The sequence below is a fragment of the Leptolyngbya sp. NIES-2104 genome, assembly GCF_001485215.1.
Classification (GTDB): Bacteria; Cyanobacteriota; Cyanobacteriia; order Leptolyngbyales; family Leptolyngbyaceae; genus Leptolyngbya.
The window spans coordinates 5,437,261-5,451,397 of record NZ_BBWW01000001.1 but is presented as its reverse complement, the minus strand read 5'-3'; the positions used below and the strand labels follow the sequence as shown (position 1 = coordinate 5,451,397).

13 protein-coding genes and 2 tRNA genes are annotated in these 14,137 nt (G+C 47.6%); 8 read left to right on the top strand and 7 right to left on the bottom strand.

The genetic code is table 11. The features are described 5' to 3' along the window. Positions 1–4: 4 nt before the first annotated feature. The 3 genes from NIES2104_RS26195 to NIES2104_RS26185 are packed head-to-tail and all read right to left on the bottom strand — an operon-like array spanning position 5 to position 4,337. Entirely contained in the window at positions 5–1,111 is a 1,107-nt protein-coding gene (locus NIES2104_RS26195) for an ABC transporter permease (RefSeq protein ID WP_059001296.1), read from the bottom strand. Further along, the gene (locus NIES2104_RS26190; protein WP_059001295.1) at positions 1,108–3,045 is read right to left on the bottom strand and encodes an ATP-binding cassette domain-containing protein; all 1,938 of its coding nucleotides are present in this window, start codon (positions 3,043–3,045) and stop codon (positions 1,108–1,110) included. The genes NIES2104_RS26195 and NIES2104_RS26190 overlap by 4 nt, the downstream gene beginning before the upstream one ends. A gap of 2 nt (positions 3,046–3,047) precedes the next feature. After that, positions 3,048–4,337: an HlyD family secretion protein gene (locus NIES2104_RS26185; protein WP_082690085.1), complete on the bottom strand. Its 1,290-nt coding sequence runs from the start codon at positions 4,335–4,337 to the stop codon at positions 3,048–3,050. Between the two features lie 86 nt (positions 4,338–4,423). Between NIES2104_RS26185 and NIES2104_RS26180 the strand changes: the two genes are divergently transcribed. The 5 genes from NIES2104_RS26180 (at position 4,424) to NIES2104_RS32000 (ending at position 8,372) form a co-directional block, all read left to right on the top strand. Then, entirely contained in the window at positions 4,424–5,023 is a 600-nt protein-coding gene (locus NIES2104_RS26180; protein WP_059001293.1) for a TetR/AcrR family transcriptional regulator, read from the top strand. 442 nt (positions 5,024–5,465) lie between these two features. Then, complete coding sequence (locus NIES2104_RS26175) at positions 5,466–5,720, top strand: hypothetical protein (protein WP_059001292.1); 255 nt, start codon at positions 5,466–5,468, stop codon at positions 5,718–5,720. A 229-nt stretch (positions 5,721–5,949) separates the two neighbouring features. Continuing rightward, entirely contained in the window at positions 5,950–6,366 is a 417-nt protein-coding gene (locus NIES2104_RS26170) for a nuclear transport factor 2 family protein (RefSeq protein WP_059001291.1), read from the top strand. Positions 6,367–6,499: 133 nt separating this feature from the next. Further along, positions 6,500–8,005 carry a hypothetical protein gene (locus NIES2104_RS26165; protein ID WP_059001290.1) on the top strand — a complete coding sequence of 502 codons (1,506 nt, stop codon included), beginning with the start codon at positions 6,500–6,502 and terminating at the stop codon, positions 8,003–8,005. A gap of 82 nt (positions 8,006–8,087) precedes the next feature. Next, on the top strand, positions 8,088–8,372 hold the full coding sequence (locus NIES2104_RS32000) for a hypothetical protein (RefSeq protein ID WP_156427058.1): 285 nt from the start codon (positions 8,088–8,090) through the stop codon (positions 8,370–8,372). Between the two features lie 313 nt (positions 8,373–8,685). Here NIES2104_RS32000 and NIES2104_RS26155 read toward each other — a convergent pair. Beyond that, a tRNA-Thr gene (locus NIES2104_RS26155) sits at positions 8,686–8,758 on the bottom strand. 175 nt (positions 8,759–8,933) lie between these two features. Between NIES2104_RS26155 and NIES2104_RS26150 the strand changes: the two genes are divergently transcribed. Continuing rightward, a complete protein-coding gene (locus NIES2104_RS26150; RefSeq protein WP_059001288.1) occupies positions 8,934–9,662 on the top strand; it encodes a hypothetical protein in 729 nt (242 codons plus the stop codon). Position 9,663: 1 nt separating this feature from the next. Here NIES2104_RS26150 and NIES2104_RS26145 read toward each other — a convergent pair whose 3' ends face one another. Further along, a complete protein-coding gene (locus tag NIES2104_RS26145) occupies positions 9,664–11,094 on the bottom strand; it encodes a hypothetical protein (RefSeq protein ID WP_225895289.1) in 1,431 nt (476 codons plus the stop codon). 127 nt (positions 11,095–11,221) lie between these two features. Between NIES2104_RS26145 and NIES2104_RS26140 the strand changes: the two genes are divergently transcribed. Continuing rightward, positions 11,222–12,262 (top strand): WD40 repeat domain-containing protein, encoded by a 1,041-nt coding sequence (locus tag NIES2104_RS26140; RefSeq protein WP_059001286.1) that lies wholly within the window; start codon positions 11,222–11,224, stop codon positions 12,260–12,262. Between the two features lie 118 nt (positions 12,263–12,380). Then, on the top strand, positions 12,381–12,962 hold the full coding sequence (locus NIES2104_RS26135; protein ID WP_059001285.1) for a fasciclin domain-containing protein: 582 nt from the start codon (positions 12,381–12,383) through the stop codon (positions 12,960–12,962). A gap of 106 nt (positions 12,963–13,068) precedes the next feature. On the opposite strand, the gene NIES2104_RS26130 is transcribed toward NIES2104_RS26135, so the two are convergent. Both NIES2104_RS26130 and NIES2104_RS26125 read right to left on the bottom strand, forming a co-directional pair. Continuing rightward, on the bottom strand, positions 13,069–13,647 hold the full coding sequence (locus NIES2104_RS26130) for an SH3 domain-containing protein (protein ID WP_059001284.1): 579 nt from the start codon (positions 13,645–13,647) through the stop codon (positions 13,069–13,071). Positions 13,648–13,758: 111 nt separating this feature from the next. Next, a tRNA-Gly gene (locus NIES2104_RS26125) sits at positions 13,759–13,829 on the bottom strand. Positions 13,830–14,137 lie beyond the last annotated feature (308 nt).

Genomic DNA, 14,137 nt, shown 5'->3' with positions numbered 1-14,137 from the left:
TCCATCACCCAGGAAGCTGCATTCGACCAAGAATTCGACGCGAAACATTAAACAGAACAAACGCCAACACCGCGAGCAGTACCGGAGCAATCCAAACCCCACTCCAGCCTGTTCCACGAACAAACGCATCACGAGAAATTTCGATAAAATACCGAGCAGGAACAATGTTACTCACGAGCGACAACGGAAATGGAATGTTACTGAGCGGATAAATAAATCCTGATAGCAAGAGTGCAAGTAAAAATCCTGCGGTTGCGACTCCTTGAACTGCTACCGATCGATTATTTGCCCGCACTCCAATAAACAATCCAAACATCACACTTGCAACTAGAAAGAGCGCTCCTCCAACAAACAAAGGCGAAGGATCACCCGCAAATCCCAACTGCCAAACAGCACACCCGATCCCCATGACTACAAAAGCCTGACCAATCCCCACAATGAAATAAGCTAAGCATTTTCCAAGTAGCAATTCCGCTGCACTGATACTCGAAGCATAGGTTTGTAAAATTGTCCCTTGCTCCTTCTCACGCGACATTGCCAGGGCAGCAAGTAAACTAGGATAGATTGCCAAAATCACACCAAACACACCCGGAACAATGTAGAGCGATTCTTGCCGCCCTGGATTAAACCACAATCGAATGCTGGCTGATAGTTGAGAAGGTGACTGTGATAGATTCTGATCTTGAATAAATGAATTGGTAAACGCCTGAATGCTGTTCTTAATCACTCGTGCATTGTTCACATCGGTTCCATCAATCAGCACCTGAACAGTACTCGATCGACCTCCAACGACATCCGCACTAAACTTCGGTGGAATGACCACCGCAGCTTTAGTAATTCCCCGATCGATACCATCTTTCACCGGATCAAGCCCGTTCCACTGCACTGGAGTAAACTGATTCGTCGCGTACAATCGCTCGGTGTATGACTGACTCAGATTACTGCGATCGAAGTCTTGCACAATCAAAGTAATGTTCTTCGCTTCCAGTCGAATCGCAAAGCCGAAGATGAAGAGCGTCATCAAGGGCAGAATGAACGCAAGCGCTAATGTTAATCGATCGCGGCGAAACTGGGCAAGTTCCTTTTTACATTGAGCCAGGATGCGTTTCATAGTTTGTTTTGAGCGCGTTGGACGACTCCGATGAAGGCATCTTCGAGGGAGTAGGGAATGGGGAGTAGGGAGTGGGGAGAAAGATGAGCAGCGAGGAGACGCGATCGCAGTTCTTCAATTTCTTCGGGATGATCAATCACCACATGTAAGCGATCGGCAAAAATCGACACTCGCCAGCTTTCCATTTGTTGTTTTAGTAGATTAGAAGCAGCTTGAGTTTGATCAATCACGATCTCGATGAGTTGTCCTGGTTGGGCAGCTTTCACCTGATTGGGTGAACCTTCTAGAACCGTTTCACCCGCGACCATAAAGCTCATTCGATTACATTGTTCTGCTTCTTCTAGATAATGAGTCGTGACTAAAATCGCAGTACCATTTCTGGCAAAGTCATTGATCAATCGCCAGAATTGTCGTCGTGCTAGTGGATCAACGCCAGAAGTCGGCTCATCGAGAAATAGAATATCCGGTTCGTGCAGCACAGAGGCACCAAACGCGACTCGCTGTTTCCAACCTCCGGGTAACTGTCCGGTGAGCATGTTTTCCTGTCCTTCTAGTCCACAGGTTGCCAGCACCCAATCAATTTTCTCGCGTCTGAGCTTTCGAGGAACACCATAAACACCGCTGTAGAATTCGAGATTTTGCACGATCGACAAGTCATCATACAGCGTAAATTTCTGGCTCATGTAGCCAATCCGCTTTCTTAGATCACTGCTTCGTAAATTTCCGCGTTCTCCGCCAAGTGAAATGTCTCCAGAACTTGCCGGAAGCAATCCACACAGCATTTTAATCGTGGTCGTTTTCCCAGCTCCATTTGCACCGAGCAATCCGAAAATCTCTCCGTAGCGCACTTCCACATTTACATTTTTCACTGCTTGGAATGTGCCAAATACTCGATCGAGATTGTGAGCATAAATTGCAGTGTCTTGAGGAGATTTACGTCCCGATCGACCACGCGGAAACTCTAGAAACTGCGGGGCTGATCCTTGTTGGCGCAATCGTGTAACAAAGACGTTCTCTAATGTGGGTTCGGCAGTATGGATCGAAGTTAAAGCGAGGTGTCGATCGCGAAATTGCTCCCGAATTTCCCCTTCTCCTCGATTCGGATCAGCGACTAACACATCTAATCGATCGCCAAAAGTTTGAACATCTGCAATTCCAGAACTTCCACTTAAAGCCTGTTCAGCAATCTCAAGCTGTGGTGTATGAACTTCAAGCCGATGCAATCCTAAACTTTGACGTAATTCGGCGGGCGTTCCAAGCTGTTGAATCATGCCGTCATACATCAATGCCACTCGATTACAGCGTTCAGCCTCATCGAGATACGGAGTCGCAACCACGATCGTCACTCCCTCCGCTGCTAATGCTGCCAACACATCCCAAAATTCACGCCTCGAAACCGGATCAACGCCCGTTGTCGGTTCATCGAGCAATAATACTTTTGGTTGCGATACTAACGCACAACAAAGCGCCAGCTTTTGTTTCATTCCGCCCGATAGCTGTCCGGCTAATCGATCGCCAAATCGATCTAAGCTCATTAACTTCAAATACTTCGCTCGTCGCTGCTGAAATAGCTGCTCAGGAACTTCTCGCAAACCTGCAACATACTGCAAATTTTCATCAATACTTAAATCTAAATACAATGAAAACTGTTGAGTCAGATAACCAATTTGTAAGCGTGCATCACGAGCCTGCAAGCCCAGCACCTGAACTTCTCCAGCGGTCGCCTCCATGATGCCGCCCAGAATGTGAAACGTCGTCGTTTTTCCTGCTCCATCTGGACCAATCAGCCCAAACAGTTCTCCTGGAGCTACACTAAAATCGATGCCGCGAACCGCCGCCAGCCGACCATAATGTTTGTGTAGCTGGCGAACTTGAACGACAGAATCGATCGTATCAAAAGCAGCATTCGGAGTGAATTCAACGGCTGAAGTCATGACTAATCCTTGAGAATGATTTCCCCATCTGCGGGCATTCCAGGCTTTGCAAATCCACCCGGATCATCGATCGTAATTTTCACACCGAACACTTGCTTGACTCGATCGTCTCGAAAATAGATGTTTTCTGGCGTAAATGAGGCTTTTGGATCGATCGCGGCAACTCTCGCACTAAGAGGCTTCTTCGAATCGGAATCAAGAAATACTTGAGCACGTTGCCCGACCCGAATTTTTCCAATGTCACCTTGAGGAATAAATCCCCGTAGATAAACGGTGTTCAAATCAATCACAGTTAACAAAGTTCTTCCAGTGGCAACCACGGCTCCGGGTTCAATGGGTCGCGCTGTCACGACTCCATGAATCGGACTTTTCACCACAAACGAATCTAATCGTCGCTGAATTTGTGCTTGATTCGCGATCGCATTTTTCACTTTCGCCTGAGCCGCAATTAACCGCGATCGAGCTTGTTCCCGCTGTTGCTCTAATCCCGATAACTGTGCAGTCCGAATGTCCGGATTTAACCCGGTTGTTTCGGTCTGTGTAAGTCCACCTTCCGCTGCTCTAAACTGTTCATTTGCAGCATTTACCGCTTCTTGACGCGCTTGTAGTGTTGCGTTTGCAGTATCAACCGCTGCTTGTGCAGTTTCGACATTCGTTTGAGCTTGATCGAATTGTTGTTTATTGATTGCACCTTGGCTGATGAGTTGAGCAAAGCGATCGCGATCTTTTACCGCTAGATTCGCTCTCGATCGTGCTTCTTTTAACTGCGCTTCCGCTTCTTTCACATTCGCATTTGCTTGTGCTAACTGTGCCCGCGCTGCCGCTACGGTCGAAGAAGCTTGATCAATCCGTCCGCGTGCATCTCCTTGAGATTGTTGGAGATTCAACTGTGCTTCCTGAATCTTACTTTCTGCCACCGCAATATCTAAACGGGCTTGCTGTTCTTCTTGTCGGGCGGATGCGACTTGTGCGGCTGCAGCTCGTAACTGCTCATTCACTTCCTCATCCGTTAACTGAGCCACAATCTGATCTTTCTGCACTTCATCGCCTTCGCGGAACTTAATATCGGTCACTCGACCCGCTGTTTTTGCCCCAATATCCGTTTCATTTGCCTCGATCCGTCCGCTCAGCGGTAAAGTCGTCGCTTCTGGTCGCGGCAAAAATCGCCAAGTCGCAAACCCAATCCCCGCGATCGCAATTAACCCCGGAATGATCAGCAGTTTCTTCGATCGTTTGGGCTTTGTAACCGGAGCCACACCGTGATCCGCAGGTTGAGGAAGTGTTTGAGTCATATGACTTTTACTAAGTTCTGTTGGCAGAATACAGATCATACTAGACGGTCTAGTATGATTAAACAAGTATTGCTTTGGAAAAATTAATGTCAGTGACAAGCGATCGACAAACCGCAAAACGCGACCAAATTCTCAAAGGGGCAATGAACGTATTTCTGAGATCGGGCTATGCAGGAACTAGTATGGATCGCGTAGCTGCCGAGGCGGGCGTTTCTAAACAAACGATTTATAGTCACTTTCAAGACAAAGAAGGATTGTTTCGATCGCTAATCGAAGGTGAAACGCTTTCTCGATTTGAAGCGGTGTTTCACCTGGATCATCAGCAGATTGATCCTGAAACATTGCTGCGACGATTAGCAGAAATTTACTTCACTCAAGTAGTCGATAACGGTTACTATGTGCCCTTACTGCGGATTGTAATTGCTGAATCTGAGCGGTTTCCAGAGTTAGCAGAGCTATTCATCCAAACCGTTGCCCAACGCGGGAAGCGATTGTTATCTGAGTATTTTCGACATCATCCAGAATTAAACATTCGTGATCCAGAAGCGATCGCCCAAATCTTTTTTGGATCAATGGTGTCTTGGGTGATTCTGCAAAAAATGTTAGGGGGAGAAAACTCGATCGATTTATCTCGCGATCGAGTAGTGAATCAACTAATCGATTTAATCGTTGATCGCTCTAGGTAATGAAAAGCATAACATTGTGGTCATTTATCAACCTGTCCCAGCATCAGTAACAGATGCAAAACCGCTGGAACAGTTTTATGGCATCTGTTCGGATGACCCGATTTTAAGCGAACTATTTGATCTTTAAAGTAATTGCTATTAGCTGGGACTAGTGATGAGTTTGGCGATTAAGCAGGTTTAATCGACCCGAATCAGATTAAGAAGAAATTATACTATCGAGTGATGTTCAGAAATACGGCTCTGTCTAATCTAGATGAAGCCGTATTTTTTGGTACAGCATCTACCAAAAGACTAGGTTAAAATCAGGTTAAGGTAGGGTAAATTAGAAATTCGATTCAGATTCCCATCCTCGAAATACAGGAGAAAAATCGTACCGTGCAACCCAGTGGTTGATGTCCACTGAAGCGCAAACACCAAAACTTTTCTTAAAAGGAGATCAGAGATGGCAGATCAACACAACTTCTTATACCCGCGCAGCCGCTATCGGGGACAAGTCAAACCAGAGAACTTGGTGTTTAATGCGAATTTGCAGGAGTTTTCTCAGCGAGTGTCGTATATCTGCTGTCTCGAAACAGGCGGCAAAATCACACCGGAAGAATCGTTTCAAGAAATTCGATCGCTGTGGAAGCAACTGAAAAAAAGCCACAAACAGCTTGGCATTGAAGCTGGACCGAATCCAGAGGATCTTGCAGGCTAATTTTGAAACTCTCCGCTTCGGTCACTCCCGCCCCGAATTCCATTCCGGGGCGAGTAAGCAACGTAGCGAAAAGAATTTAAAGCATCCCCTCGCTTTGATTCCCCGAATTCTAAGAAGCGCACGAGTTCTCAAACTGGTGCGCTTTCTGCTGTAGAAATTTAAGAATTTTGTCCATTGCTCGATCAACGTTGCCGCCTAGAATAAGCGATCGACCCGATAGTTTGATGTTATGGAAACGAAACCGCCTTTACCTCCATTCACGCTTGAAACGGCAAAGATCAAAGTACAAGCGGCTGAAGATGCTTGGAATACTCGCGATCCCGATCGCGTTGCACTCGCCTACACCGAAGATTCTCAATGGCGAAATCGCTCAGAATTTCTCAATGGACGCGAAGAAGTTCGAGCTTTTCTCAAGCGCAAATGGGACAAGGAACTCGACTATCGATTGAAAAAAGAATTGTGGAGTTTTACGGACAATCGAATTTCAGTAAAGTTCGAGTACGAATGGCACGACGATTCTGGAAACTGGTTTCGCTCTTATGGCAATGAGCAGTGGGAATTTGCTGAGAATGGCTTGATGCGGCGACGAGAAGCGAGTATTAACGATTTGCGAATTCAGGAAGCCGATCGCAAGTTCCGTTTCTAAAAATTTTTGAGCGATCGCTACTCACACTGATTTCATGTCGGTGAAGACACGATCGCTACGGTTCAGATTCTCGGACAGAAGACGATAAACTCTGTCTTGGCTGTGAACCTGTCGAGTTCATCTACATCAATTTATGAGAGTAATCTCTTTTCGGAATGGCTTAGTTTTCGCGATCGTCACCACGAGCTTAATTCTCCAAGGTGTGTGGCGCAGTGTTGCAAAAGCGGATTTTCTTCCTTATTGTCAGCAAACTTCGGGAACGATTCAGCAAAAAGATGCTGCTCGTCGTGAAGCGCTTAAAGGTGGAGCAGAAGCACAACAAAAATATCAAACGCTCCTTCGCCAACAGGCGGATCAATTACGGCAATGTCGAAATCAAAACTGGCTAAAAACCCAGGGAATTTGGTTACGGCTTTATGCCTGTGATGCTCGACCAGGAGCGATCGAGGAAGTGCTTGATCGCATTGTTGATCGCGGCTACAACGAAGTTTACGTCGAGACTTTTTTTAACGGTCAAGTTCTGCTTCCCGCAAACGACAATCCGACCGCCTGGCAATCGATGATTCAATCTCCGAACAACGTCGATCTGCTGGCTGAAGTGATTCAGAAAGGACGCGATCGCGGTCTGAAAGTTTATGCTTGGATGTTCAGCATGAATTTCGGTTACACCTATGCGATTAAGCCCGAAAAGCAGGTTTCATTGTTGCGCAATGGTCGCGGACAGACCAGTTTTACGGCTAATACGATCGCAGGATTGGGAACCGATTTAGGCACATTGAACCCTGATGAAGCGTTTATCGATCCGTACAGCCTGGCGGCGAAACAGGATTATTACCGCATGGTGCAAGCAGTCCTAAAGCGCAGACCAGACGGGGTTTTGTTTGATTACATTCGCTATCCGCGCAGTCGAGGGAAAGCATCAGTTGCAACTAGTGTGCAAGATTTGTGGGTGTTTGGGGAGGCATCGAGACAGGCACTCATCGATCGAGGACTGAACAACAAAGGACGGGAATTGATCAAGCGATATCTCGATCGAGGGTCGATTAGTGCGAGTGATGTTGCTGCGGTGGATAAATTGTTTCCGCGTGAGCGAGTTCCGATGTGGCAGGGGCGAGTTCTAAATGCGATCGATACTCGCGGAACAGTCGGACAAAGAGCGGGCGTTTTGAAAACGGATTTATGGCGATTGAGTGTGGCTCATGCGATGCAAGGAGTCGTAGATTTTCTCAATGTTGCAATTTATCCGGTGCAACAGGCGGGATTGCCAGCGGGTGCAGTGTTTTTTCCAGAAGGCAATCAAGCGATCGGGCGGGGATATGATTCGCGATTACAGCCTTGGGATCGGTTTCCTAAGAATATTTCCTGGAATCCGATGTCTTATGCGACTTGTGGCAATGCAGATTGTATCGTGAAGCAGGTTCAGCGGGTGGTAGCCCAAGCATCTCCAGGAACGGAGGTAAAACCTGTTTTAGCAGGAATTTGGCAGGAGTCAATTAGTAATCGTCCGCCGTTAGAGGTGCAAATGGAGGCATTGCGATCGCTGTCACCTAGAATTTCTTCGGTGAGTCATTTTGCGTATTCTTGGCAGGAACCGCGATCGGATCAAGACCGCAAAGGATGTGTGGCAAGGCGGCTTTAGCACTTGATTCATTGTCAATTCATCGGTCATTGCCAAAATTTTTCGCCCCCTAAATCCCTTACAGGTGTAGGTTTATGTTGCAGTGGGTCATGTCGTTGTTGCCCACGCGGTGCCGGGAGCTATTTTTAGCGATGGACGTGACTACGTAGAAAGACCGTCTGACGGTTCTCTCCATTTCAGTGCAGTATTGGGGCAGCGCTGGCGAATTAATACAAGCCCCGAACAAAACGGGACAATGCGTGAGCGATGGCGATTGGCAACCGATGCGTCAGATTGTGGCACTCGACGAACAATGGCAGGGGCAGGTGCGCTGTTTCCAGACGAAGCCGCTCGAATGCTGGGGTTGGCAACACTCGCGCATCACTGACCCCAAACGCGCGGAACGCCATTGGTTGGCGATGGCGGTTGCGACCTTGTGGATGCTCACGCTCGGCACTCAGGCAGAACTCCAGCAGATACCGATCCGGATGCCCCCCCTGGTTCCGCAACCAACGCTTGCTTTAGTCTTGAACTCATCGTGGTAGCTTCACCATAAACCTACACCTGTAAGCCCAAATTTACCCCAATCGTGATTCAAAGCCTTCTAATTTGACCCAAAAAAGACCAACGCCAATTTCGAGGCGATTGAAAAATTGACTCGCAGCAAGGGCTAGAAGCCTTACGTGCCTGATTTTCTTGAAAGCTGGTGACAAGACTCGAACTTGCGACCGGCTGATTACAAATCAGCTGCTCTACCAACTGAGCTACACCAGCATTGACCTGAGCCATTTTATCAGAAGAATCCAGAATTGCGCCACTTTTCACCGCGTTAGGCGGAAACCCCTCTTCAAGTAGAGCGAAATCCCCGCCAGAGGATAGAGCGATCGTATTGTTAAATTTTTTAAAATTTGGGTTAAATCGCAGCAATTTTATGGGTGGGAACAACATTATGGTCGCCAATATTCAGATCAATCGCCTCAGCCAACTGACAACCGAAGAGTTGAAAGCTGAACTTTTATCGCTGGTTCACGACCGAGATACTGATCCGCTCAATCAAAAGGTTGCCTACGCAAAGAACGAATTGGCTCCTTACTTTGAAGAATTGCAGCAGCGGAATCCTTATCCAGCAGTTGAATCTCAGGTTCCGATCGTGCTTGGTGTGTGGACACCTGTTTGGTCTACGATTCCCTTCCATGATGTGTTGCCCGGTCGTCTGCACGATTGTTCTTATCAAATCTTTCTAGAGAACGGTTACTATGCGAATATTGCGCGGTATGCACCCGGATCGCGATTTAAGTGGCTTGACCCAATCCTAGCTGCCTACGATTTCATGGTGATGCAGAAGTTCGAGATTCGGGATGGCGAATGGTTTATTCAGAATGTTGCGATCGAACAAACTTTGAGATGGAGAGCGATTCCGTTAACGATCGAGCGGGCTGAAGCTTGGTTTCATAAAGTCTTAGAGTCGCGTTGGAATGAGTTTACTCAGAAGACCTCATTGCCGCAGGAATTGAAGCTCGACAATGTGGATAAAACGACTTTGAAAAAGTTAGAGAAGACTTATCGCGCTACACCGAAGTTTGAGCATGTCTATGTCGATGAAACGCTGCGGATTGTGAAGACGCAACGAGAAGAGAAACAGCGTCCTTCTTACACGATCGCGGTTCGTCGCAAGTAAGTTAATTCAGCTCTGCCGTTGGGTCTGGCTCTGGTAGCGGTTTCAGTTCTTGGGGAGGCTCAGGCGGCAGCGTGGATCTCGATCGCAGTACGATCGAGCTAATGATTAGGGTCAGGATGGGAATGCCGATCGAGACAAAGCTCTTCGTGCTGCTATTGGTTCCAAGTACGTATTGGGCGCTGCTCGACAAGCCAAAGGCTAAAGTCGTCAGTCCGAAGATGCGAGACTGTGGAATCAATGCAGCGAAAGTGATGAGAATTGAGCAGTACCAAGGCATTAACCAAGAGGTCGCAAACAACAACAGCATCATTGTTGTCCAGCCCATATCTTCGAGCAACATTTGAGGCGTATTGTTCCAGCGTTTATCGCTACGCCAAAGTTGCCAACAGTAGAAGCAAAAGAATCCGATCAGGGTGGCATTGGAAAGAGTCGCGAGAATTGATCGCTGTTCGATTAGCGTGAGATTGTTGGGAGTGAAAATCCGGACAAGATCCAGGACAAATTTAGCGATCGACATCAGCGACGATTGGTATTGTCCGGCGACTCCAGGATTGAGAACACTTTGCCATGCAGCGAGTTCCGGCATCACGGTAAACCAGAGTCCAGTGACGATCGCGCCCGATGCCACAACCATTGCCAGCAACCATTTCCAATGACCTTGACGGAGTAGAGTGACTGCAACCCAAGGTGCCCAGATAATCGGTAGCGTTTTTCCCAGAACACCGCCCCAAAGCGCACCAAACGCCAGCCAAAAGCGTTGTCGAGTAAATGAGATGGCAAATAGCACAAGGCTCGTGGAAACGAGAATATCGACGTGAGCAGAACTGACTTGCTCCATCAGTAACAGCGGATGGAGCAGATAAGCGATCGTAATTCTGCCGCGTTCTGGAATCGGCAACCAACGCCAAATTACATAGCCATTAAATAAATGCAATGCTAAGCAGATGAGTTTAAATACATGAAGGGCAACGATGGGATGAATCGTTACGAATAAAGCAGAAAACGTAAATAAAGCCTGCGAAACGATTCCGTAGGTTGAAGTCTGCCCCCAATCCACATAGGGCGATAATTCAGTCACATAAGAGGCTGCACGAGTGAGATACGGATTAACCCCGCTGAGGTTCATCAATCCGGCATGGAGATATAAATAAGTGTCATTGCCCAGCGGGTAGGCGATAAAAGCAGCGAGCCAGAAAAATGAAGTTTTGAGGAGAATCGTGCGGAAACTCCAGGTTGAATGCAGCCAAGATGAACTGAGCAAATTTGCTAACCAGATCAGATAAACGATCGATAACAGCAGGTAACTTCCCCCAACCGCCAATTGCGTTCTAAGATCAGGAAAGGTGGCGAATTTTCGTCCTCCAGCCAGAACGTAATAAAATTTATCGACCCCTAAATAAAGCAGGACAACGCTGAGGAACGTTGTTAGCATCAGGGCGATCGTGGTCAGTGCCCGATTTTTGTTCACTTTTCTTTAAAATCAGTAAATTCCCATTAATATAGCACTGCGTTTTTTCGCTGCGATCGCGCCCTAGAAAGAATCACCGAGTCGAAAAGCCGTGTCTCAAAATCGCTTTGGATTGAAACTGAGCCTTGCCGGAGTCGCGATCGTGGCGCTCCTGACGATGGCGTTTTTTTTCCTTCAGCCTGCCATTTCTTCCCGCATCGATAAACCTGTCTGTATTCCCATCTATGCAGCGGATATCGTTTGTTTTCGCCAACCTGAACTTCTTACCAGCGATAAAGCAACCACGATCGCAGTCGGTTCAAGCGGTCGGATTTTGGCAGTCGGACACGATCAAGCGATCGACCTTTGGGATCTGAAAACGCGCCAACGCTTGTCGAGTTTGGTCGATCATACGGATATGATTAGCGCGATCGCGATGAGTGCAGATGAAAAGATTCTGGCAAGCAGCAGTTTGGACGGCACGATTAAGATTTGGGATTTGTCGAACAATCGATTGTATTCGACGCTGAATGCGGGTAGAGCTTCTGAATTAGTGTTTAGTCCAGATAACCGGATTTTAGCGAGTTCTAGCACGGTCAGACGTTGGGCAGATGGGGCATTTAGTCCGGTGGGCGTTCAGGTCTGGGATGTTGCTAGTCGTCAGCGACTTTATAGCATCGGGGATCAGCCGATTCGATCGATGCAATTTAGCAGCGATGGGAAACTACTCGCGATCGGCGATCATACCAAAACGGAACTCTGGCAAGTTCAAGAAGGCGATCGGTTAAAAACACTCGATTCTGGTGAAGTGACAGGACTGGTTTTTTGCCAAGATGGACAGACCTTGATTACCGGAAGCAGTCGGCTTAAGCTTTGGGATTTGCGAAATGGAGCGTTGTTAAAAACGTTTGATGCGGGAGCCTCTGACTTATCGCTTAGTCCAGATGGACAAACTTTGGCGACTTCTGCGGCGGGAGCGGTTCATCTCTGGCATCTATTGGGAGAGCGATCGCTGGGATCACTGGTTGCCACATCTTACAGCAGTTTGTTTGTCAGATTTGCACTCGGAGGACAAGCGATCGTGGCAGCGGGAACAGATGGAATTCGGATATGGAGCGACCCGAATGTGATCGAGCCGACTTCATCACAGTGATTAGTCTATTATTCTTACCATTTTTGCCAGCGTTATTTTATCTATCCGAATGCTGTTGAAATAATTTAACAAGGGTAATAACTTGATCGGTGGCTTTTATTGAAAGGATAGGGTTTCAATGTTTGCTCAATTTCGTAAATTCGTTCTGTTAATGGCGATCGTAACTTCGTTGACGATCGTTGCACATTCTGCGACTGCTCAATCTCCAACACCTAGCCCCACGCCAACGACAAGACCTGCTCCAGTTAACACTCGGAATCTCACCGTTACTCAACTATTACAGCAAGCTTCTAGTGCTGGACAGTTCACGACGCTGGCGGCTGCGATCCAGGCGGCTGGAGTCGGAAACGCGATTAAACCGGGTCAACGAGTGACAATTTTTGCACCTACGGATGCGGCTTTTGCGGCTCTCCCTCCTGGAACAGTGGAAAAGCTGGTACAACCTCAAAATCGAGCACTTCTAGCACGAATTTTGTCTTACCACGTTGTACCGGGTGAACTCACTTCAAAACAGTTACGCAATGGAAATCTCAAGACATTAGGAGGTGGGGTTTCACTGGATGTGACTCCAGGACGCGTCATTGTTAATAGTGCACGAGTCGTGCAAGCGGATCTGTTGGCTTCTAATGGCGTGATTCATGCGATCGATGGCATTCTATTGCCGCGCGAAATTCGTCAGCAGTTGGGATCGTTGAAATAGAATTGTCGATCGATAATTCTGGCGATCCGTTTTGCGTTGACCCAATAACCATAGAGACGCGATTGGTCGCTCTACGGTTATTGGGTTCGATTAACCTAAACGCAAACTATTGACAATTCACCAAATTGGTTCCAGGCACATTCTGGAAGCCGTTAGACACCCAACCTGCAACCGGTCTTGCCAGTCTGACCCAGATCCGTCCGGACGAATCCACACTGGTTGTCGCCGGATTTGTGGTGAGGAAGACTTGTGAATTGTTTCCTACACTGCCCACGACCTGAGAAGAAACATTCGCGCCTTGACGCACGATCAAGCCTTGGGTTTGAGTCACACGGCGGCAGGTTGCAGTCGGACTGGGATTCGGGTTTGGATTGGGATTGCCTCCGGTGGGACAAAGTCTTAAGGTAACAGTCTGGATGAAGCCTCGAACGGGCGCATTCACCGCGATAAAGCCGCCTTCTGAGGTGTTTTCAGCCAGGGTTACAGGTTGATTCTCAACTAAGGTGCGAACGACAGGACTGGCTGCCGATCGCTGAGCAAAAATTGCCGTCGATTGTTTCGCGCAGCGGGTTTGCCCAGTCAGAGAGCCGCCTGTTTGCGCCATTGCAGCAGGCATGATCACTGGAGCAGACAGAGCTGCGATCGTGACAGCGGAAAGTGATTTTTGCCAGAAATTTTGTGTCATATTCATCTCCTCACGCGGGTAGAAACCCTTTTTCTGTGTGAGGCAATTATCCCACGGAGACAGCAGAAGCCCGCCTTTTTTACGGCAGTTTTAATGATTTGAGTTTGGTAAAGCGGGCACCGGGAATCGAACCCGGATATCCTGCTTGGAAGGCAGGTGTTTTACCACTAAACTATGCCCGCACGTTTTGCGCTTTTTCAGAATAACACCTTTCCTGGAAATTGGTGCAACAGATTTTAGAAAATTGGGTGCGATCGAGTATTTTGTGAGACATCGATTCTAGACCTGGCAAACGGTAGAGAATTGTCATAAAGTGCGATCGGGTTGGCTGATTGCTGATTTATCAAAGAGTTAGCTGACGGAAGTGGAAGGAGTGATTTTAGTAAATTCTTAAGTGTGAGCGTTCTATTACAGTTTCGTCTAGTTGAAACGGATACTCTCTGCACACTGTAGACGATTAATTTATAAGCTCTGTAGAATATAGGACAGT